Source organism: Aminobacterium thunnarium (assembly GCF_055390565.1).
Window position 1 is genome coordinate 1651829 of the sequence record NZ_AP042412.1, and the last position, 21178, is coordinate 1673006.

A 21178-nucleotide genomic window follows, 5' to 3' on the forward strand; every position below is an offset into this window, starting at 1 on the left:
CCTTTACATAAAATAAAACCCTCACAAGCTTTAAGCCTATGAGGGCAACATATCATAACGAATATTTAAATTCAATATTAAATACTTATACTATTACTATAACGTAATAAGAAAATATTTACGAGGCTCTTCCTAACGACAAAGACATTTTAGACGTTGCACGAATGAGGGAGAAATCCGCTTTTGCACAATACCAATTGCCATAAGAATCCTTCTGCCAATATCCCTGGCACTCGTTCATCTTTTTGCTCGAAACTGCATGCTCACTATTATACCAATTTCCGTTCATGTCTTTCATCCACATAGACATCGCCTCCCTCATAGGAAGCATTATACGTCAACACTCAATATAATGCAACCGGTTGCATTATATTTTTTCGTTATCCTTTTCTTCGACTCTAAAGCGCTCAAAATCCCGAAATTGGCGCCGTAGTAAAAAGGCACCGAATAAGCCTCCTCCCACATCAGAGAATGGAAATGCCAACCAAACTCCATCAGTTCCAAGAAGAGGAGGGAGGATTAAAAGCGGCGGAATGAAAAAAATAACCTGCCTCATAATATTGAGTATTAAGCTCTGACGGCCCAAACCTAAAGCCTGAAACGTATATGATGCAATGATTGTAATCCCAGCAAAAACTACGCAGCTGTAAGAAATAACAAGTCCTCTTGCTGCTAGATTAATAAGTTCGGGGCTCGTCGTATTAAAAATCATAACGAGAGGTCGGGCCAAAAAGTAAACGATAATAAAGCTCAAACCGAAAAACGATAATGCTCCGGCAAGTGCCCACTTCACCGTCGATTTAACCCTGTCGATATGTTTAGCACCGAAGTTATACCCTATGATAGGTTGAGCTCCTTCACCGATCCCCAAAACAGGAAGGAAAAGCATAGAATCAAGACTAAAAAATATTCCCAGAGCTGATATAGCTATTTCTCCACCATAAACCTTCAAAACTTGATTCAGTAGCCCTAAAATAAAAGTAAAGGTCGCCTCAAGTAAAAAAGGAGCCATTCCTATGGAAACAATCCTTTTAACTATTCTTTTGCGCAATCGTAAATTTATCAATCGAATACGTAAACGTCCTTTATTCCTCGCGTAAAAGGATGTTGCCCATAAAGCAGCTATAAGCTGGGCAGTAATGGTAGCAAAAGCAGCTCCTTCAAGCCCCATATTAAGCCCCATTATCATAACTGCATCAAGAACGATGTTTGCCCCGGCCCCTAGAAGGAGGGTCATCATTGCAAAACGGGGAGATCCTTCAGCTCGAATAAAGTAGTTAAAACCAAAACTAAAAAGAGAAAAGGGAACCCCCATAAGAATAATTCGCAAATATTTCCTGGCTTCTGGCAATAATAAATCAGTTGCTCCCCCCAAACGCAAAATATCGTCTAGGAAAAGCCACCCCAAAATCACGCCTAAAACACTTGCTATGGCAAGAAGAGCAACTGCATTCCCCATAATAACTTCTGCTTGTCGTCTCTTTTTCTCTCCAAGAGAAATTGAAATAAGAGCAGAAGAGCCGACTCCCACAAGCAGGCCCACTGCAATACCTGCAATCATAAAGGGAAAAGCAACAGCAATAGAAGCTATTCCCATAGGTCCAACTGCATGACCTACGAAAATTCTATCAACAATATTGTATAAAGCATTAGCAAGCAATCCCACTATAGCAGGAGCTGAAAAATGAAAAAGAAGACGGGGGATTGACTCTTCCCCCATCCTTCTTGTAGTCTCCACATCTATTCACCTACCAAATAAAATTCTTTCGATACTATTGTTAATTTTCTCCGGGATATCCTAACTCCCTTGTTAAACTTTGAAGAGTTTCAAGAGCTTCTCTGGGAAGCTTATCTACTCCTCCCCGTTCCGATTCTCTTGATTTAACAAAAGCAATTCGATCTTTAATGCGAGCAAAAATCTCTTTTTTATAGTTCACATCGTTGAGTGAAACAGAGAAATCATCGATATGCATTATTTCAATTGTACGCAGCGGGCCAAAAGGTTTAAAGGAGGCATGCCCTTCAATGATTGATTCGAGTATTGAAAGAGTATGGCAAGGCTGCACTTTTTTGCCCATAAAATCTCCCGTATTTAGAATATAACAGTTTACACCACTATCAAAAAGGGCTTTAAAGCGATTGTAATCTATGCTTAACGGATACGTTCTGAAGGGGTTAGCATAGGGTTCAAAAACAAGAGCATTCGGGTCAACTCCAGGAGCAAGACGTTCTGCCGTCGTTCTTCGCGTAGCTAATGTTGCCCCCATAGTTGCTCCCAAAACCGGATCTGTAAGTTTGAGAACTGGAGGAATAGTTGGATCTTTCATTAGCCAGAAGATAGCATTTATAGGTTCATCTATTCGATCGACACGAGTTGGAGACCAAAGTTTAGACTTTATAGCTCTTCCATTTCCATTACGGAGATCCTCTGTAACGGCACAAACAAGGCCATTCTCATTACGCACCGCTCCGCAATTCTGAAGCGTAACAATAAATTTATTATCATCACACCCCATAGGATAATCCTGAACTTTATCAAAATACGAAGGTTCCAAAGCTATGGAATACCTATCTTTAAGATTAATAACGAAAGCATCGTCATGAAGTACGGTAATATCATATCTATTTTGGTGCCGAGCATGAGTGATAGTAGATTTTCCCGACCCGGAAAGGCCGAAAACAGCGGCAACAAAGGAACGCCCTCCAGAAAGATTATATCTTTTTAATCCTCCATGACACGAAGCAAAACCATTGCGTACGGCAGTTCCCCACGCCAATGTCAGTGTTCCCTTCTTTAGCTCACCGAAATAACGCATTCCTAAAACAGCAGCACAATTATGCTCTGGATCAAAAAGTGACAAGCCTAAAGGATGATCTGGATGTTTCCAGTCTGGATCTGCCAATATATAGATATCACCCTCAACATATTTTTTAGACTCTTTGTACATTTCATTGTAAATTTTATTTATATACTGGAAATTTAGAACCCAATTATAGAGCATATTTTCATGCCCTTTAGGAATGAGAAGGTGGGCTCTAACCATGAAGTCTTTCTCAAGACCAATAACAGCTTCCGTAGCATATAAATCTTTATAGCGCATATTGTAGACTGCTTCCCGCAACTTTGTCGCGTATTCATCAAGAGACACGTTAGGCTCACCAATAATACGTCTCGCTGCTGCGCACCGTCCTACGACAGCTCCATCATTAAAAAGAAGGACATTGCATCCCGTTGGAAGTCCCTGCCATTCCGGTTCATATACTGGCATTCCCGTCAGTTCCACTGTTCCAGGGCTTCTTTTTGCGAGTTCATATGCTTCACGCGGTGTTGTTATATGGAAAACGTTATTACCCCAAAAAGCAGTTTCGATGGTGGTTCTGATTCGTGAGGTAATTTTTTTGAAAGATTCGTCATCTTTGTAATTTCCGAAAGTCGCCATGTGAACACTCCTTTTCTCCACTGGCTCATAAAATGTTAAAAATATCAGAAGACAAGATGTCATTCATCTTACAATATGCACACGATTCCGACTAGAAGCAAAAAGAGAAAAAAAGAGAAGTACGAAGAAAATCCATACATATAGCGTTTTAATATTATAAATGACGCTATATAGACTCATATAAACATTTGGTCTTTTCTATAAAGCACTGTATAATCGGACCTCGTGCATTTGAAATTACTCCCATAATTAAGGAGGCCTCTACTGTGATACATCGAATACGGAAAAGAGATGGCCATGAAGTACCCTTCGATGAAAAGAAAATTACAACGGCTGTAATGAAAGCGGCTAAAGCTGTTAATCATGCAAACCCCGCAGAAGTCGGCCAAGAAATTACTCGGCAAATCGTTTCTCTTCTTGAAATTTTCTATAAGGAGGAAGGAATTCCTACCGTAGAACAAGTACAGGATCTTGTGGAAAAATTCCTGATAGAGAAGGGATATGCCTCTATAGCAAAAGCATATATTCTGTATCGAGAGCAGCACGCCAAAATGAGAGATACGCAAAAACTTCTCGGCAGTGCAGCAGACATGATCAACAAGTATCTTAAAAAGCTAGACTGGAAAGTCAATGAGAACAGTAATATGAGTTACTCCCTTCAAGGGCTTAATAACTATATTGCATCTGAACTAACTGCTCAATACTGGCTTCAAGAGATATATTCACCTCGAGTACGGGAACGCCATATTGCAGGTGATTTGCATATTCATGATTTGAGTAACCTCTCAGTATATTGTTGTGGCTGGGACCTTTATGATCTTCTTGTAAGCGGGTTTACTGGAGTACAGACGAAAATGAGCAGTAAGCCAGCGAAACATTTTAGAAGTTTGCTTGGACAAATTGTTAATTTTTTCTATACGATGCAAGGAGAATCTGCTGGAGCTCAGGCATTTTCTAATTTTGATACATATCTGGCTCCTTTTATCTATTACGATAATCTTACATATCGTGAGGTAAAGCAGGCTCTACAAGAATTTATTTTTAATCTGAATGTTCCTACCCGTGTAGGATTCCAGACACCTTTTACGAATATTACGATGGACCTTATCCCCCCTGCTGTTCTTGGTGGCCTTCCAGCGATAGTAGGTGGTCAACCTATGGATAAAACATATAAGGACTTCCAGAAAGAAATGGATATGCTCAATTGCGCTTTTGCGGAAGTCATGCTAGAGGGAGACGCTACAGGCAAAGTCTTCCCCTTCCCTATTCCCACATACAACATAACGCAGGATTTTGATTGGAATAATGACGTGCTCAACTCGGTATGGGACATGACCGCTCGTTATGGAATCCCATATTTTTCGAACTTCATTAACTCCGATATGAGTCCAGACGATGCTCGTTCTATGTGTTGCCGTCTACGTTTGGACAATAGAGAGCTCCGAAAAAGAGGCGGTGGCCTTTTTGGTTCGAATCCCATGACCGGATCAATAGGTGTCGTGACTTTAAATATGCCTCGTATCGGCTATCTCGCCAAGGATGAAGAGAACTTTTTACAGCGCACATTTGAACTTATGGATATAGCAAAAGAAAGTCTCGAGATAAAACGAAAAATTCTTGAACGATTAACAGACGCAAACCTTTATCCTTACTCTAAATTCTATCTTCGCTCTATAAGAGAAGAAACTGGAATGTATTGGAATAACCACTTTAATACGATTGGCATTAACGGAATGAATGAAGCATTGATGAACTTTATGGGTAAAACCATTGCAGACCCCGAAGGGATGGCATTTGCAACTCGAGTGATGACAGCTATGAGGCAACGTCTCTCAGATTTTCAGGAAGAGACTGGCAATCTTTACAATCTTGAAGCAACTCCAGCTGAAGGAACAAGCTATCGCTTTGCACGCCTCGATAAAGACCGTTACGGCAATAGCATTATTGCTGCCAACGAGGATAAAGTGAGACGTTGGGGAGCAGAACCTTACTATACAAACTCAACTCAGCTACCAGTAGGATATACCGATGATATTTTTGAAGCTTTGGAACTTCAGGACAACCTCCAGACACTCTACACAGGAGGAACCGTTTTCCATGGTTTCCTAGGAGAAAGTATGCCTAGCGGTGAAAGCACGAAGCGTTTGGTTCGAAAAATTGCAGAGAACTTCCATCTTCCTTATTTTACGATTACGCCTACTTTTAGTATTTGTCCCATTCATGGCTATATTCCAGGAGCTCACGAATATTGCCCTTACTGCGATGCAGAAAATGGATATGAGGAAGAAGTGAAAACGAAGTGATTTTAGCTGGTATTGTTCCGTCAAGTCTCATCGATTATCCAGAGAAAGTTTCAGCCGTTATTTTTACAAAAGGATGTAACTTTCGGTGTCCTTACTGTCATAATCCGGAACTGGTAGTGGGAAAAGAAACATCACATATTTCAGAAATTGATTTTTTTGATTTGCTTAAAAAACGAACCGGCCTTCTTGACGGCGTCGTTATCAGCGGAGGAGAACCCACGTTACACTCTGATCTTTTACATTTTGTAGAAAAAATAAAAGGAATGGGTTTTCTTATAAAAATCGATACGAATGGTAGCAAACCTGAAATCATACAGACTTTATTGGAAAAAGAGCTTGTAGATTATATTGCAATGGACGTCAAAGCATCTCCAGATCAATATGTTTCGACAGCAGGATACAACGGTTCTATAGAACCCATATTTCAAACCATTAAGCTATTGGAAAAATCCTCTGTCTTTCACGAGTTTAGAACTACCGTTGTACCTGGATTTACTGATGAAGAAGAGATTGAAAAAATAGGTAAAATGATAGAAGGCTCAAAGAAATATTTTATTCAAAATTTCAGACCTTCTAATACTCTTTTAAATGAACTATCTAAGCAACGTGGTTTTTCAATAGCTGAATTAGAGCATTTCAAAGAGATCGCTTTAAAATATGTTTTAAATGTGGAAATACGTAACTAGAGAATTAAAGACGAAACTGAGTTTAAGGAGAAAGTTAAGGAGGAGAAAAAATGAATAGCGCAAAACGGACTAAGTGTGAAGTTTATTCACGTGTCGTAGGTTTTTTAACTCCCGTCTCCCAATGGAATAAAGGGAAAAAAGAAGAATTCAAAGATAGAAAAACATTCGATAACGTTTTAAGAAAAGAAGAAAAATAGGAAGAACTTAAAAATATAAAAATAAACAATCTATTAGACTCTTCATAAAGGGATCCTGAATTTCAGGGTCCCTTTATGTTTTTACACTCCAGTTTTTTTAAAATCGTGCTACAATAAAAACATTGTAAAAAAGGCTTCCCACCGGAATTGGAGGGAGATATGATGTCATCTCTGTTTATTTCCGCACTTACTAAAAACTTCGGGAAACTTAAAGCCGTCGATAATTTTTCTCTAGAAATAGCCAGTGGTACTGTTCATTCTTTAGTTGGTGAAAATGGAGCAGGAAAATCTACAGTTGTAAAATGTGTTTATGGTTTATATTCACCCACATCAGGCTCTTTCGAGCTTAACAAACAGAAAATTTCAATAAAAACCCCTCGGGATGCAATGAAATACGGAATTGGAATGGTTCATCAACATTTTATGCTTGTCCCCTCGCTGCCTGTGTATAAAAACGTAGTTCTTGGCGACGAACCTTTTCATGGTTTGGTTTTTGATGATAAGCAGGCAATAGAAAGCGTTGCGTCACTCTCTTCACAGTATGGACTCGAAATTGACCCTTTAGCTCCTGTTCACTCTTTACCGGTAGGTATTCAGCAGCGAGTGGAAATACTCAAACTTCTTTATAGAAAAGCCGAAATTCTTATTTTCGACGAACCAACAGCAGTTTTGTCTCCTAAAGAAATAGATGGCCTTTTTTCGATTATTAAAGAATTTCGTAAAGCTGGTAAAACCATTATTTTTATTGCCCATAATCTCAATGAAGTTCTCGCAATTTCTGACGTTATAACAGTCATGCGCAAAGGCAAACATATTGCCACGTTACCCCGTGCAGAGGCAAATGCAGAAAATCTGGCTTCTCTTATGGTTGGACACAGCGTACATATTCCTGTTTTAGAAGAAACTTCATCTCATGAATTAAAATCCTGTATTGAAATAAAAAATCTCACCGTTCTCGGGGACAGGCACCAAGAGGCTATAAAAGATTTTTCGCTGGAAGTTCATAAAGGAGAAATAGTAGGAATAGCAGGTATTACCGGTAACGGACAGAGCGAACTTGAAGAAGCTATTTCAGGTCTTCGTACCGTTAAAGAAGGGCAAATCTTTATGGGGGGAAAAGATATTACCTACCTATCTCCTCTGAAGCGAAGACGTGAAGGTTTTTCATATATCCCCGAAGATCGAATAAAAACAGGTTTAGCTCCCCTGGCCTCATTAAAAGACAACGCTCTTTTAGGCTATCAATATAAATCCTCCTTCTTAAAAAGAAACTTTTTCCAAAATTTCCCCGCCATCAAAAAATTCACTCAAAATCTTATGAAACAATATAACGTCATGGCTGCCAATGAAAATATTCAAGCAGGAACTCTTTCAGGAGGAAACATGCAGCGTCTTGTTATGGCGCGTGAATTAGAACAGGCTCCTGAATTTCTTCTTGTCTCTCAACCTACACGAGGTGTCGATATTGGTGGAATATCCTTTATACATGATCGTCTCCTTAGCTTACGAAAAGACGGAAAAGCTATTTTACTCATATCTGCAGACCTTGACGAAGTCTTATCTTTAAGCGATAGAGTTGCCGTTATCAACAGAGGAACATTAGTTGCCATTCTTCCTCGAAAAGAGGCAAATCGAACCCTTATCGGACGTTTAATGTTAGAGGGGGTATAAAAACGTGAATTATTCATTAAAAGACTGGTTTTCCCGCTATCGCGATCAATGCATCATTCTTATTTCTTTCGGCCTGAGTCTTCTTATTGGCTCTATTCTTATCCTTTTTTACGGAGCTAACCCAATTGAAGCCTATGCTGAAATGATTATAGGTGCTCTGGGAGACACCGATGCTTTTCTAGCTACTTTAGCACGAGCTGTTCCTCTTGTACTTTCAACAATGAGTATAGCTGTCGCTTTTTATGCCGGAATGTGGAATATTGGTGCTGAAGGGCAACTCTATCTCGGCGCCTTTGCAGCCGCTTTTATTGGAATAGAGTTTGCGGGGATGCCTGGTTTTATACTCATACCCCTTGGACTCGCCGCCGGAATAAGCGCAGCCGCTTTTTGGGCCTGGATTCCAGGCAAACTACATCTTGATCGTGGTCTCAATATTGTTGTTCTTACAATAATGCTTAATTCCATTGCCATCCTTTTTACGACCTTCCTTGCTACCGGACCATACGCAGGAGAAAGAACAAGTGCAGGAAGCACCGAAAAAATTGCTGAAGCCATGCGCCTTTCCCACTTCCAGATTTTTGGAACTCTTAACACTGGCATTTACATAGCTATAGTAGCAGTAGTTGCTGTTACGATTCTCATGACCCTCTCTGTATGGGGATATGATTGGCGCTCTTCCCGCATGAATATTCGCTTCGCACAATATGGAGGTATTGATGTACGAAACAGACAAATGACAGCCATGCTTTTAAGTGGAGCCCTTGCAGGTCTTGCCGGTTCCCTTTTGGTCATGGGAGACCACTATCGTTTTCTCATTAATATCTCACCTGGGTACACATGGACAGGAATGATACTGGCCATGATGGTTACTTATTCTCCTCTTGGAGGAATTATCGCCGCTCTTGTCTATTCCGTTATGAGCTCTGGAGCCCTTCAAATGGAGCTTATGACCGACATCCCTCAAGAGTTAGTGTCAGTCATTGTCTGCTGCGCCGTTCTTTTTGTAACTGCTGGAATATCTATCGCAAACCGTTTGGCAAATCGTATCAGGGAGGATTAAACCATGCTTGACTTTGTCAGAGCAACAATACGAATGTCTACCCCCTTATTGCTCACTGCTCTTGGCGGAACATGGACACAACAAACCGGTGTTCTCAATATCAGTCAAGAAGGAGCTATGCTCATTTCGTCTTTTTTTGCCGTCTGCGGCAATTATTTTTTTGAAAGTTGGGTTATCGGAATTCTTTTCGGCATGGCTGCGGGATTGCTTTTTAACATGTTATTCGCGCTCCTCTGCGTTTTTTTAAGAGCTAACATATGGGTAGTCGGAATGACCCTCAATATTCTTGCCGATAGTCTATCTATTCTTCTTATGAAAAGTATTTTCCATGTAAAGGGAGGATTCAGGGATCCACGTATGGTTCGCATTCCAGACGTACACATACCATGGCTTGGTGACCTTTCTTTAATCATAATAGTAGCCTTCGTTCTTTTCTTTATTTTTTGGTTCTTTGATTCCAAAAGTGTTTTTGGAATGCGTTTAAAAGCTGTAGGAGAAAATGAAGAAGCTCTTTCTGCCGCGGGAATTTCTCCGATACGTCTTCGTTTTAAGGCCCTCGCAATAAATGGACTCATGGTCGGAATGGCCGGAGCATTTCTTTCTACTTCATATCTAGTTGCTTTTGTCAGCGGAATGAGTGCAGAGCGAGGTTGGCTTGCCGTAGCTGCTGTCATTTTTGGGGGAGGAAATCTCCTCTGGACTGTTGTGGGCGTTTTTCTCTTCGGTGCTGCGCAAACAGTAGGGATAGAGCTTCAATCCTTTGGATTTTCAAGCCATTTAGCTCTGATGCTTCCTTATATTTTAGTTATTTTTGCATTGATTTTCAAAAACTGGAAACGAATGAAGCGGGCACAACAGGCCTGATTCAAAATACTCTCAGATGAGGTGATAAGGTATGAGTAAAAAAATATGGTGCCTTTTTTTAGCTGGCTTACTTCTCTTCGGAGTCATTGTCGCACCAGTTTTCGCCGCAGACAAAACAAAAGTAGCCCTTGTTATTGCCAATAAACTGGGCGATGCCTCTTTTTATGACTCTGCAAATGCGGGTCTTGAACGGGCTAAGAAAGAGCTGGGTATTGTCGGGAAGGTTGTAGAATGCAACTTCGACCCTGCAAACTATGTTCCTTATTTAGCAACTGCTGCTAAAAATTTCGATCTTGTATTTGTAGTAGGCTTCGAATTTATCGACGCTATAGAGCAAGTTGCACCCGAGTTTCCAAACACTGATTTCGCCTATTTTGACGTTTCTGGAGAAACAGCCCATGTAACATATGTCGACTTTAAAGAAAATGAAGGAAGTTTTTTGGCAGGAGCTCTCGCCGCGATGATGACAACACGAGAAAACGATCCACATGTTAATAAAGATGCCATTATAGGAGCAGTCGGTGGAGAAGATATCCCCGTTATTCACAATTTCTTTGTGGGATATGAACAAGGAGCCAAGTACGTTAACCCTAACTGTAAAATTCTTACCGGTTTTGTCGGAAGCTGGTCAGACCCCGCTAAAGGAAAAGAGATGGCCTTAAATCAGTATCATAACGGTGCTGACGTTATCTTCCAGGTTGCCGGCGGTACTGGAGAGGGTGTAATTGCTGCTGCAAAAGAGGCAAACTTCTATGCTATTGGCGTCGACTCGCCACAAGAATATCTTGCTCCTGAAGTCGTTCTCACTTCTATGCTGAAACGCCTCGACAACGCTGCATTCGACCTTATAAAAGCAAAACAGGAAGGGACATATCCAAGAGGACAAGTCGTATCTTATGACCTGAAAAATAACGGCGTCGGACTTTCATGGACTGACAGTGCTCTCAAACTTGTTCCCGAAGACGTAAGAGTTAAACTTGAAGAAATTACTAAAGATGTCGTGGAAGGCAAAATTGTTGTTGAAGAATATAAATAAGAGGAGATGAGGTTATGGGAAGGAAATTAACGAGAGGACTTTTGGCCTTTTGTCTTGTCCTCCTCCTTGCCGTAAGCGCCTTTGCTGCAGATGGGACAGTTACATTCATCACTATGAATGATATTCATGGACACATTTATCCATACTCAATTAGTCAAGAAAAAAATGGGGAGAAGGTCAAAGTTGAAGTTGGAGGTATGGCCCGTGCTTCTACAGTTATAAGAACGGAAAAAGCTAAAAATCCAGGGAATGTTTTTGCTCTGGAGATGGGAGATATTAATGAAGGGCCACTTTTCTTTTTCTATAAAGGTCTTCCCGAAGTCAGATCTCTCAATTTAGCTGGAATTGACGTTGGAACGTTGGGGAATCATGAATTTGACCTGGGAGCTGCTGTTCTCGAAGATGTTATGCGTTATGCCAAGTTCCCTTTTACTATCGCCAATCTGTATACGGATCTCCCAGCTTTTAAAAATCTCTATCACCCTTACGTTATAAAGTATGCAGCCAATGGATTAAAAATAGGCTTCTTTGGTCTCATCGCTCCTGAACTCGCTACAGTAACGACTGGAAGTCGCCAATTCAGAGTAGGACAAAATCTTATTGAAGAAGCACAACGTATGGTGAACATACTACAAAAGGAAGAGTGCGATGTTATTGTCGCTATGACTCACATCGGAGTGTACGCAGATCGAGCCATTGCAGAATCTGTAGAAGGTATTCATATTATTACAGGCGGGCACACCCATACATTAATCGAAACGCCAGAAATTATAACCGGTCCTAACGGGTGGAAAACGATGGTTACTCAGTCCGGTTCAATGGGGAGATATACAGGCATTGCCCGAGTTGCCATAAAAAATGGCAAGCTTGATGAAGAGCACTCGACGTGGGTAGCCAGAGAGCTCACGACTGCTATCCCAATGGATAAAAGAGTATCATGGCTCATTGACCCCTTCCAGCAAAAGCTTGATGAACAACTAGGTGAACCTATAGGCATCATGGATCAGGACGCAGATGCCAGAAAAATCATGGTAAGAGGACAAGAAGCTCCTATAGGAAACTTTATTGCTGACGCCCTTCGCTGGAATGGACAAACACAAATAGGTCTCATGAACGGAGGAAGCATCAGAGGAGACAAAGTCTATCCCGCAGGGGAAGTTTCATATAAGACTCTCTATGAAATGCTTCCTTACGGTAATACTCTTGTACGTTTTGAACTTACGGGAGAACAAATTCGAAACATTCTTGAAGTTTCTGCCTCTGCCCTTATTCGTGAAGGTGATGGGTACGATGGCAATCTGAGAACTCCAACTGGCGGATTCATTCAGGTAGCTGGACTTAAAGTGACTTATGACTTAAGTCGCCAACCTGCAATTATCAACAACGAAGGGGAACTTGTTAAGACTGGAAACCGCGTTGTCGACGTATTAGTAGAACACGAAGATGGAACATGGACACCTTTAAATCCCCAGGCTGTCTATACAGTTACAACTAACGATTGGTTGGGCACAGGTGGAGACAAACATTACATATTTAAAATGGCAGGACCTACCGCCTATAGTCTACAGTTAGGAGATGTTGAAAGTCTTGCACAATATGTTCGCCATGTGGGGCACATAACGCTTCAAGAAGAAGGAAGAATAACGATTCGTTAGAACAGATTCGTTCCTATGATAGTTCACCCCCCCAACTTAGCTACAAAAGCGAAGTTAGGGGGGTCTTCTTATTTTCTGTCTATATATTGGGCACTCCATTCTCCGCCATAAAAATTATAATCAAATTCGTTTTGTCCAAACCACGTTCCAGAAAGACTCCCCTTTGAATAGGTCCCTTTCAAATCACAGAAAAATCCATTATCGGAACGATATCTACTATCGTGATAGTCTATTACAGTCATTTTTCCCGAAATCGACGCTTTAATGGTGGCATTCTCAGGGTTATAGGTTCCCTTAAAAGGCGAGTTTATATCCATCTTATATTTGGAATCTTTATATGATCCAGCAAAAACACCACGTACAGAGGTACCAGAAATAGTCAATTGGAGAGATCCAGAAAACCCCTTGCCGCTAAAAACACCTTTATAATCTCCATCAACTCTCATCTTACCAGCCACAGTCTTCACTGTTTCCTCTTTATTTTCAGATTTCTTATGAATGGATTTCGCCACCAAAGCTTTCGTGAAGCCACTTCCACTCCTTACCACTATCTGAATCCCCTGGGCATCTCCCATAGCCATGGCCGGAACAGAAGTCGACTGCCCCGGAGACAACGAGATAGTGTTGCTGCTTCCCTGCCCCCAACCTACTCCTCCCGACTTAATCTCGTTGATAGCCGCTAATGTCATCGATACGTTATCCACAACATGATCGGAAACATTCGTCACCACAATATCGAAATAAGTCGTATCTCCTTCTCCCTTACGAGCTGATACGCTACAGACAAGGGGCTCAGCTGGCGAAACCTTCTTTTCAACCTTCGGCTCTGGTAAAACTTCTACCTCATCGGGCTTCTCTGCTACAACTGCTTGAGCCTCTTCTGGCATATCCGGATCGGGAAGAGCTTCATCCAACCCTATCTCCGATTCTTGGTCCGATACAAGTTCTGACTTTTCTTCCTCTTTCTCTGCTGGCTGATCTTCTTCCTCTTTTTCTTCCTTCAACTTCTCTTCCGCAACGTGCTTACGCTCAGCAATTCGCTTCTCCTCATTTTCCTTCGCGATCTCCGCTGATATATCTGCTTCTATCTCTATTTCCTGCTGTAAATTTTCAGGGGTTCTATCTTTTCCTTCCAATCCATACTTATCGCAGAGCACATCAAAAGTATTCTTTGCTATGAGCATTTCTATCGCCGCTCTCTCAAGCTCTTCTTCCGTCTTCAAATCACTATGCTTCTTTATATATGTGAAGAGAATTGCTCGCGTCGATCCTGAAAAGATCGTATAAAGCTCATCATTTCTCTTGAACTCTTCATACGTCCCGGGAAATTGATAGACCGTCGTAAGTCCTTCATCTCCACGCAACAGCTTGTAACTCTTCTCAAGCTCCGATGTGGCCAGCCAATGAAAGGTCTTCTCTCCCGCATATTTCCCCACATTCCCAACTGCCACCATATAACCTACAACGGGAATTGACGAAACAGCTTTACCTGCAGCAAAGTCACCTACCTGTTGCATCGCCTTTTTGTAGTTGCCTTCGAGAACACTCTGCCCAATGGATGCCAGCGCCGACGTATCGGAAGCTATTCCCAAAACCTGCGGGGAAGAACCTAAAAACGTCGTCACAAAATCATTGGCGGTTGCTATCGGATCTGGCTGAAACTCTTCTATCTGCGAAGAATGTGACGACGGTGTCTCTCCACATACCACTGACGAACTCGCTATAAAACATATACACACAATAAGAAGAACGATGCCCTTTCTTGAAATCATCCTCTTCCTCCTACTGATTTAAAAAATATAACTCTTACTACAGAAAAGTAGCAATTTCTCGTAAATCAAATAATGTGAGATCAATAGGACGTCCCTTTTCTCTCGATCTATTTCTTAACAAGTAGCTCGGGTGAAAAATAGGACGAATCTGCATTTCTTTTTTTTCTAAAGTCCATGTATAAAATTGACCTCGTAGTGCTGTAACTCCCTTCCGTGTATTTAAAAACCATTGTGTCGGAGTATTTCCAGCTGTAACAACTAAGGCTGGAGAAAGTTCGTCTATCTGTTCTTTTAAAAAAGGCCAACATGCCTCAATCTCTTCTTTAGTTGGTTTTCTGTTCTCAGGCGGACGACATTTCACCATATTGGTAATGAAAAAATTTTCACGTGTCAAACCTACCTCTTCCATCAGTTGTCTCAACAAGTTACCTGATCTTCCGACAAAAGGGCGCCCTAATTCATCTTCCGTCGCTCCTGGAGCTTCTCCTATAAGCATAATCTTGTTTCGTATGTCTCCTTCTCCCATAACCGGCTGCCGGCGCTGAGCACATAATTGACATTTTTGACATGAATTGATCCTCTGTTGTATTGAAAAGATATTCATAGACGATTTATTCCTCCTATTGAGCACTCCATTGTCCACTTGAGGAGATATAACTACTTCCACCAGACCAATTCCCCGCAAGTTTCTTTTTTGAATATACCCCACTAAACGAACCTGAAATAGGTTCGTTTACGTTATATTTTTCTCCGTCAACTTTCATTGTTCCTGTAGCCATTCCAGACCAACTTGCCGAAATAGCACCAGTCTCCGGATCAAATGACCCTGTAATAGCTGCTTTATTTACGATCTTCTGATTAGGGTCGGTATATGACCCAGTCAAAACACCACGTACAGAGGTACCAGAAATAGTCAATTGGAGAGATCCGGAAATTCCTTGTCCTTTAAAAGCACCTCTATAACAACCATCAGCCACTATCTTTTTCTTATGAACAGATTTCGCCACCAAAGCTTTCGTGAAGCCACTTCCACTCCTTATCACAACCTGAATCCCCTGGGCATCTCCCATAGCCATGGCCGGAACAGAAGTCGACTGCCCCGGAGACAACGAGATAGTGTTGCTGCTTCCCTGCCCCCAACCTACTCCTCCCGACTTAATCTCGTTGATAGCCGCTAATGTCATCGATACGTTATCCACAACATGATCGGAAACATTCGTCACCACAATATCGAAATAAGTCGTATCTCCTTCTCCCTTACGAGCTGATACGCTACAGACAAGGGGCTCAGCTGGCGAAACCTTCTTTTCAACCTTCGGCTCTGGTAAAACTTCTACCTCATCGGGCTTCTCTGCTACAACTGCTTGAGCCTCTTCTGGCATATCCGGATCGGGAAGAGCTTCATCCAACCCTATCTCCGATTCTTGGTCCGATACAAGTTCTGACTTTTCTTCCTCTTTCTCTGCTGGCTGATCTTCTTCCTCTTTTTCTTCCTTCAACTTCTCTTCCGCAACGTGCTTACGCTCAGCAATTCGCTTCTCCTCATTTTCCTTCGCGATCTCCGCTGATATATCTGCTTCTATCTCTATTTCCTGCTGTAAATTTTCAGGGGTTCTATCTTTTCCTTCCAATCCATACTTATCGCAGAGCACATCAAAAGTATTCTTTGCTATGAGCATTTCTATCGCCGCTCTCTCAAGCTCTTCTTCCGTCTTCAAATCACTATGCTTCTTTATATATGTGAAGAGAATTGCTCGCGTCGATCCTGAAAAGATCGTATAAAGCTCATCATTTCTCTTGAACTCTTTATACGTCCCTGGGAATTGATAGACCGTCGTAAGTCCTTCATCTCCACGCAACAGCTTGTAACTCTTCTCAAGCTCCGATGTGGCCAGCCAATGGAAGGTCTTCTCTCCCGCATATTTCCCCACATTCCCAACTGCCACCATATAACCTACAACGGGAATTGACGAAACAGCTTTACCTGCAGCAAAGTCACCTACCTGTTGCATCGCCTTTTTGTAGTTGCCTTCGAGAACACTCTGCCCAATGGATGCCAGCGCCGACGTATCGGAAGCTATTCCCAAAACCTGCGGGGAGGAACCTAAAAACGTCGTCACAAAATCATTGGCGGTTGCTATCGGATCTGGCTGAAACTCTTCTATCTGCGAAGAATGTGACGACGGTGTCTCTCCACATACCACTGACGAACTCGCTATAAAACATATACACACAATAAGAAGAACGATGCCCTTTCTTGAAATCATCCTCTTCCTCCTACTGATTTAAAAGAGCCTTTAACTGATCGGCAAGTGAAGAGTTAAGGGATCTAAGATTTTCAACTTCATTCACTGCCTTCTCCTTTTCTCCCTTTAAAGCCCAAACCAAGCCTAAACCAAAGTGAGGTTCTGCATATTGAGGCGCCAATGATATGGCTTCTTCAAAAGCCTTCACCGCCTCCGAATACTTTTTTAAACCAATGCGAGCCAACCCCAGATTATTTAAAGCCATAGGGAATTGTTTTTTTAATGAAAGAGCTTCTTGGGCAGCTTCTTCTGCAAGAGAATACTGCTTCGTACGAACATAAAGAGAACTCAAGTTGTTCCATGAATAAGAATAACGTGGCTCAATCTCTATAGCTTTTTTAAAGGCATCAATGGCTTCTTCCGTTTTTCCAAGCTGAGCTCGTGCAGTTCCAAGATTATAATATGCTAGATAGAATTGAGGATTAAGTTCTATCGCCTTCTGATAGTAGGCTATTTCTTTTCCACGATCCCCTTTTCGTCCCCATAAAGCCCCCAGATTAAAATGAGCTTCAGCATGAGAAGGGGCAAGTTCTACAGCTTTTTCATATGCTTTAAATGCCGCATCATACTTTTTTTGTCTGCCAGAAGTAACTCCGAGCATAAAAAACCCCTCTCCCCATTTGGGGGCAAGTTCCGTTGTCTTTTTAAACCACTGTTCTGCTTCTTTCATATTTTTTTCCTGAAAAAGAGCGCGCCCTTTACCATAGGTCAAAGCAAAAGAATCAGGAGCAATTTTTAAGCCCTGAGAATATAAGTCTGTAGCTTTATCATTTTCTTTTCTCAAAAGATATATATTCCCTAAATTTATATAAGCACCAGAATAAGATGGTTTTAGCTTTATTGTCTCCTGATAGGCTACTATTGCCTCATCTGTTCTATCAAGCTTTTCTAAAGCTACAGCCATATTATAATAAGCTTCAGGATAATCTTGACGGGCTTCAATAGCTCTCTGAAAAGTAAAAACTGCCTTTTGATATTGCCCAGCCTCAGCAAAACGCATCGCTGTCGCAAAATATTTGCTTGCTTGATCAGATGCAAAAATCGCAAAGGGGAAAACGGATAAAAACAAAAGAGATAAAAAAAATCGGGGGACCCTTCTTTTCATATACATGGGGTGTTCCTCCTCTTCGAAAAGTTAAATATTTTTATTTATTCTACTATTTCTTTTTTATATGCAAAAGAGGAACTGACATCAAAAAAGAATACGTGCTAAAATCAGTTTCCACATTGGAGAAAGGAGAATCGATAAATGAACTTTGCAGTATTCGACCTTGAGACAAACGGGTTAAAGGGTAGTTCTGTTGTTTCAGCCTCTTCCATAGTTTTTGATGATAGAGGGTATATTCGAGATATTTTCAACCGATTCTACTTTCCTACCGAAACTCCTGACATGGCTACAGAAAAAATTCATGGATTAACTGTGGAAAGAATTCATTGGTTTAGGCAGGCAGAATCCTATCCTCTTTATTTTCTTGAAGACATTAACGCCCTTCTCTCCTTTTGGAAAAGATGGCATGTATCTGGAATTATTGTTCATAACTTGGCCTTCGATACTTCTTTTCTCCCTAAAGAAGCAGTAAAGATGTGGAAATGGTGGTGTTCTATGTTGGGACTTACAACTTGGTGCGCCATTCCTAATCCGCGCAACGCAAAACTTTACAAATGGCCACGTTTAAACGAAGCGAAGATGAAAACTATTTCTCGACTTAAAACGCCAATTATCGTCAGAGAAATAGAAGAAAGTATACCGGCAGAGATGGGACATTACTCCCTTAGTGACTGTCTCGAACTGTATGGAATTTTCATGCGCGTGTGGAGTTCAGAACCAGAACTCGTTTCATTTAAAGCTTACAAGAATCAATACTTTAAGCCACAAGAAGAGCACTACACCATGCCTTTTCCAACTCAACCTGACTGTTTTGTTATACAGGGCCTTAAGTTTGCAGAAGCAATCGCGCGTATTGCCAACCTCACAGAATATTCATTTCAATTACAGACTCTTATCAACCGCTATGCGTCACTTCATGCCCCACTCGAATAAAGTCAATAAAGGTCAGGCTTTATAAGCACTTTATTAGTCTATGGAGGTATAGGAATGTATTATATTGAGAATAATAGTGTCAACCCCCGTTACAATTTAGCATTTGAAGAATACGTATATTCTCTACTATCTACATGTCAAGAAAAATTTATTCTTCTTTGGCGTAATGAGCCATCTATCATTGTAGGACGATTCCAAAACACGGCAGGAGAAATAAACGCTCCTTTTGTAAAAGAGAATAATGTTAACATTGTTCGACGTATTACAGGAGGTGGAGCTGTGTATCATGATCTTGGTAACCTCAATTATACTTTTGCCGTTCCTAACGATTCCGAGAATCCCTTTGATTTTCAAAAACATACGCAACCAATTATTGATGTATTGCAAAGCCTTGGCGTAAAAGCTGAGTTCAATAGCCGAAATGATCTCTCAATCGACGGGAAAAAATTCTCAGGGAATGCACAACATATGGATAAAAAAAGACTACTCCATCATGGAACACTTCTTTTCAACTCAGATCTTGATGTTCTCTCTCAAGCGCTGAATGTTTCAGAAGACAAATTTATTTCTAAGGCTGCAAAATCTGTTCGAAGCCGTGTGACAAATATCCTTCCGTGGCTTCCCCGTAAAATAACCATAGAAACATTTCGAAACGCAATTCTAGATCAAATGGATAAAAAAGAAGGTGTGAAAACATATCCTCTCACCCAAGATGATCATAAGAAAATAAAGAAACTTATGGAAGACAAATACAACACATGGGAATGGAATTGGGGGAAATCCCCCGAATATACAGAAAAAAAGAGCCATCGCTTTGATGCAGGGAAGGTTGAAGCCTACTTCAACATCAAAGAAGGGACAATCATTGGCTGCCAATTTTTCGGAGATTTCTTTGGTGACGAAAACATTGACGTTTTGGAAAATCATCTTTTAAACTGTCCCTATGAAGGAAGCGCTCTGAAGGAGAGGCTATCTTCCGTTCTTGTCGAAAAGTATTTTGCAGCTATACCAAAAGAGGAAATTGTCTCGTTTATCTGCTGTTAGAAAGGTCAGGAGTTTCACATAAGATGTGAATAGCTTCTTCTTTACACCGAATAAACACGGTTTCGCCTATTTCAAAAAGATCTGGAGTCATGGGGTTCACAGTATGAACAATGAGATTTTCACTGAAATATTCGTTGTGAACCTCTATTTCATATTCGATGATTGTACCTAAAAACGTTCTGCGGATAATTCTACCCCTATCGTAAATGTTACTCTCCTCAGTGATATGGCCTATTATGAGAGACTCGGGGCGTAATGCTGCAATGAGAGTATCATCAACACTACATCCAGATGGCATTTCCGTTACCTGTAAGGTCGCTCCTCCTATCTGTACACACCCCTTGTCTTTGATACGAACCGGCATAAAATTGACCTTACCAATAAAAGCAGCGACAAAAGAGTTTGCCGGCCTCGCATATAGATCAAAAGGTGTTCCAATCTGCACTATTCGCCCTTTGTTCATAACGACAATACGGTCTGAAATGCTCATGGCTTCTGCTTGATCGTGTGTAACATACACACTTGTAATTCCCAGTCTTTTTTGCAAATTCCGTATTTCTATGCGCATTTGTTCTCTCAATTTTGCATCAAGGTTAGAAAGAGGTTCATCAAAAAGAAGAAGGGCGGGTTCCATAACTATGGCTCGTGCTAAAGCGACCCGTTGCTGCTGACCTCCTGAAAGTTGGCTCGGTTGCCGAGATTCCAATCCTGTTAACCCCACTAAATCAATAACTTGTTCCATCTTCTCTTCTATCTCTTTTTCTTTTATCTTTTTAAGGCGAAGACCAAAAGCAATATTCTCATAGACGTTAAGGTGGGGGAAAATAGCATAGGATTGAAAGACCATAGTAGCATTCCTTTGATTGGGGGCCACATTGTTCACTCTCTCTTCACCAAAGAAGACGTCGCCAGAAGTAGGATCCTCAAAACCAGCAATCATTCGAAGTAACGTTGTTTTACCACAACCGCTAGGTCCTAATAGAGTTACTAGCTCTCCCTCCCCAACAGAAAGATTGACGTGATCGACAGCAACTACTCTATTTGATGGATCATCGAAACTGCCAAATTCTTTAACTAGATTATTTATATTAAGTTCCATGAAC

General features: G+C 41.1%; 18 protein-coding genes. 10 read left to right on the plus strand and 8 right to left on the minus strand.

The window, feature by feature from the left end; translation table 11 throughout:
- Positions 1–118: 118 nt before the first annotated feature.
- The 3 genes from ACZ5GY_RS08255 to ACZ5GY_RS08265 all read right to left on the minus strand — a co-directional run bounded on the left by ACZ5GY_RS08255 (position 119) and on the right by ACZ5GY_RS08265 (position 3440).
- Positions 119–304, minus strand: coding sequence for a hypothetical protein (locus ACZ5GY_RS08255; protein WP_213691558.1), 186 nt, complete (start codon positions 302–304; stop codon positions 119–121).
- Positions 305–367: 63 nt separating this feature from the next.
- Entirely contained in the window at positions 368–1720 is a 1353-nt protein-coding gene (locus ACZ5GY_RS08260; protein WP_464111740.1) for an MATE family efflux transporter, read from the minus strand.
- Between the two features lie 58 nt (positions 1721–1778).
- Positions 1779–3440: a phosphoenolpyruvate carboxykinase (ATP) gene (locus ACZ5GY_RS08265; protein WP_213691560.1), complete on the minus strand. Its 1662-nt coding sequence runs from the start codon at positions 3438–3440 to the stop codon at positions 1779–1781.
- 266 nt (positions 3441–3706) lie between these two features.
- Between ACZ5GY_RS08265 and ACZ5GY_RS08270 the strand changes: the two genes are divergently transcribed.
- The 8 genes from ACZ5GY_RS08270 to ACZ5GY_RS08305 all read left to right on the plus strand — a co-directional run bounded on the left by ACZ5GY_RS08270 (position 3707) and on the right by ACZ5GY_RS08305 (position 12912).
- On the plus strand, positions 3707–5743 hold the full coding sequence (locus ACZ5GY_RS08270; protein ID WP_213691561.1) for a ribonucleoside triphosphate reductase: 2037 nt from the start codon (positions 3707–3709) through the stop codon (positions 5741–5743).
- Positions 5740–6429 carry an anaerobic ribonucleoside-triphosphate reductase activating protein gene (locus tag ACZ5GY_RS08275; protein WP_213691562.1) on the plus strand — a complete coding sequence of 230 codons (690 nt, stop codon included), beginning with the start codon at positions 5740–5742 and terminating at the stop codon, positions 6427–6429. The genes ACZ5GY_RS08270 and ACZ5GY_RS08275 overlap by 4 nt, the downstream gene beginning before the upstream one ends.
- Before the next feature lie 50 nt (positions 6430–6479).
- Positions 6480–6626, plus strand: a complete 147-nt coding sequence (gene nrdD, locus ACZ5GY_RS08280) for an anaerobic ribonucleoside-triphosphate reductase (protein ID WP_213691563.1) — start codon at positions 6480–6482, stop codon at positions 6624–6626.
- 162 nt (positions 6627–6788) lie between these two features.
- Positions 6789–8297, plus strand: a complete 1509-nt coding sequence (locus ACZ5GY_RS08285) for an ABC transporter ATP-binding protein (protein ID WP_213695590.1) — start codon at positions 6789–6791, stop codon at positions 8295–8297.
- 4 nt (positions 8298–8301) lie between these two features.
- Complete coding sequence (locus tag ACZ5GY_RS08290) at positions 8302–9357, plus strand: ABC transporter permease (protein ID WP_213691565.1); 1056 nt, start codon at positions 8302–8304, stop codon at positions 9355–9357.
- 3 nt (positions 9358–9360) lie between these two features.
- Complete coding sequence (locus tag ACZ5GY_RS08295; RefSeq protein ID WP_213691566.1) at positions 9361–10221, plus strand: ABC transporter permease; 861 nt, start codon at positions 9361–9363, stop codon at positions 10219–10221.
- Between the two features lie 31 nt (positions 10222–10252).
- Positions 10253–11257, plus strand: a complete 1005-nt coding sequence (locus ACZ5GY_RS08300; RefSeq protein ID WP_213695589.1) for a BMP family lipoprotein — start codon at positions 10253–10255, stop codon at positions 11255–11257.
- A gap of 14 nt (positions 11258–11271) precedes the next feature.
- Positions 11272–12912, plus strand: a complete 1641-nt coding sequence (locus tag ACZ5GY_RS08305; RefSeq protein ID WP_213691568.1) for a bifunctional metallophosphatase/5'-nucleotidase — start codon at positions 11272–11274, stop codon at positions 12910–12912.
- Between the two features lie 68 nt (positions 12913–12980).
- Here ACZ5GY_RS08305 and ACZ5GY_RS08310 read toward each other — a convergent pair whose 3' ends face one another.
- From ACZ5GY_RS08310 to ACZ5GY_RS08325, 4 genes are read right to left on the minus strand one after another with little or no spacing between them, the layout of a single operon-like run.
- Entirely contained in the window at positions 12981–14684 is a 1704-nt protein-coding gene (locus ACZ5GY_RS08310; RefSeq protein WP_464111741.1) for a hypothetical protein, read from the minus strand.
- A 37-nt stretch (positions 14685–14721) separates the two neighbouring features.
- Positions 14722–15288, minus strand: a complete 567-nt coding sequence (locus tag ACZ5GY_RS08315; RefSeq protein ID WP_464111742.1) for a uracil-DNA glycosylase — start codon at positions 15286–15288, stop codon at positions 14722–14724.
- Positions 15289–15304: 16 nt separating this feature from the next.
- On the minus strand, positions 15305–16951 hold the full coding sequence (locus ACZ5GY_RS08320; protein WP_464111743.1) for a hypothetical protein: 1647 nt from the start codon (positions 16949–16951) through the stop codon (positions 15305–15307).
- 10 nt (positions 16952–16961) lie between these two features.
- Entirely contained in the window at positions 16962–18101 is a 1140-nt protein-coding gene (locus ACZ5GY_RS08325) for a tetratricopeptide repeat protein (protein WP_213691674.1), read from the minus strand.
- Positions 18102–18239: 138 nt separating this feature from the next.
- On the opposite strand from ACZ5GY_RS08325, the gene ACZ5GY_RS08330 reads away from it, so the two are divergent.
- Together ACZ5GY_RS08330 and ACZ5GY_RS08335 are read left to right on the plus strand one after the other, a co-directional pair.
- On the plus strand, positions 18240–19031 hold the full coding sequence (locus ACZ5GY_RS08330; RefSeq protein ID WP_213691673.1) for a 3'-5' exonuclease family protein: 792 nt from the start codon (positions 18240–18242) through the stop codon (positions 19029–19031).
- A gap of 54 nt (positions 19032–19085) precedes the next feature.
- Positions 19086–20075: a lipoate--protein ligase gene (locus ACZ5GY_RS08335; protein ID WP_464111744.1), complete on the plus strand. Its 990-nt coding sequence runs from the start codon at positions 19086–19088 to the stop codon at positions 20073–20075.
- On the opposite strand, the gene ACZ5GY_RS08340 is transcribed toward ACZ5GY_RS08335, so the two are convergent.
- Complete coding sequence (locus tag ACZ5GY_RS08340; RefSeq protein WP_213691671.1) at positions 20062–21174, minus strand: ABC transporter ATP-binding protein; 1113 nt, start codon at positions 21172–21174, stop codon at positions 20062–20064. The genes ACZ5GY_RS08335 and ACZ5GY_RS08340 overlap by 14 nt on opposite strands.
- Positions 21175–21178: the final 4 nt, after the last annotated feature.

Coding starts and splice junctions, on each gene's coding strand:
- ACZ5GY_RS08255 (WP_213691558.1), bottom strand. CDS start 304: ATGTGGATGAAAGACATGAACGGAAATTGGTATAATAGTGAGCATGCA.
- ACZ5GY_RS08260 (WP_464111740.1), bottom strand. CDS start 1,720: ATGGGGGAAGAGTCAATCCCCCGTCTTCTTTTTCATTTTTCAGCTCCT.
- ACZ5GY_RS08265 (WP_213691560.1), bottom strand. CDS start 3,440: ATGGCGACTTTCGGAAATTACAAAGATGACGAATCTTTCAAAAAAATT.
- nrdD (WP_213691563.1), top strand. CDS start 6,480: ATGAATAGCGCAAAACGGACTAAGTGTGAAGTTTATTCACGTGTCGTA.
- ACZ5GY_RS08285 (WP_213695590.1), top strand. CDS start 6,789: ATGTCATCTCTGTTTATTTCCGCACTTACTAAAAACTTCGGGAAACTT.
- ACZ5GY_RS08295 (WP_213691566.1), top strand. CDS start 9,361: ATGCTTGACTTTGTCAGAGCAACAATACGAATGTCTACCCCCTTATTG.
- ACZ5GY_RS08300 (WP_213695589.1), top strand. CDS start 10,253: ATGAGTAAAAAAATATGGTGCCTTTTTTTAGCTGGCTTACTTCTCTTC.
- ACZ5GY_RS08305 (WP_213691568.1), top strand. CDS start 11,272: ATGGGAAGGAAATTAACGAGAGGACTTTTGGCCTTTTGTCTTGTCCTC.
- ACZ5GY_RS08310 (WP_464111741.1), bottom strand. CDS start 14,684: ATGATTTCAAGAAAGGGCATCGTTCTTCTTATTGTGTGTATATGTTTT.
- ACZ5GY_RS08315 (WP_464111742.1), bottom strand. CDS start 15,288: ATGAATATCTTTTCAATACAACAGAGGATCAATTCATGTCAAAAATGT.
- ACZ5GY_RS08320 (WP_464111743.1), bottom strand. CDS start 16,951: ATGATTTCAAGAAAGGGCATCGTTCTTCTTATTGTGTGTATATGTTTT.
- ACZ5GY_RS08325 (WP_213691674.1), bottom strand. CDS start 18,101: ATGTATATGAAAAGAAGGGTCCCCCGATTTTTTTTATCTCTTTTGTTT.
- ACZ5GY_RS08330 (WP_213691673.1), top strand. CDS start 18,240: ATGAACTTTGCAGTATTCGACCTTGAGACAAACGGGTTAAAGGGTAGT.
- ACZ5GY_RS08335 (WP_464111744.1), top strand. CDS start 19,086: ATGTATTATATTGAGAATAATAGTGTCAACCCCCGTTACAATTTAGCA.
- ACZ5GY_RS08340 (WP_213691671.1), bottom strand. CDS start 21,174: ATGGAACTTAATATAAATAATCTAGTTAAAGAATTTGGCAGTTTCGAT.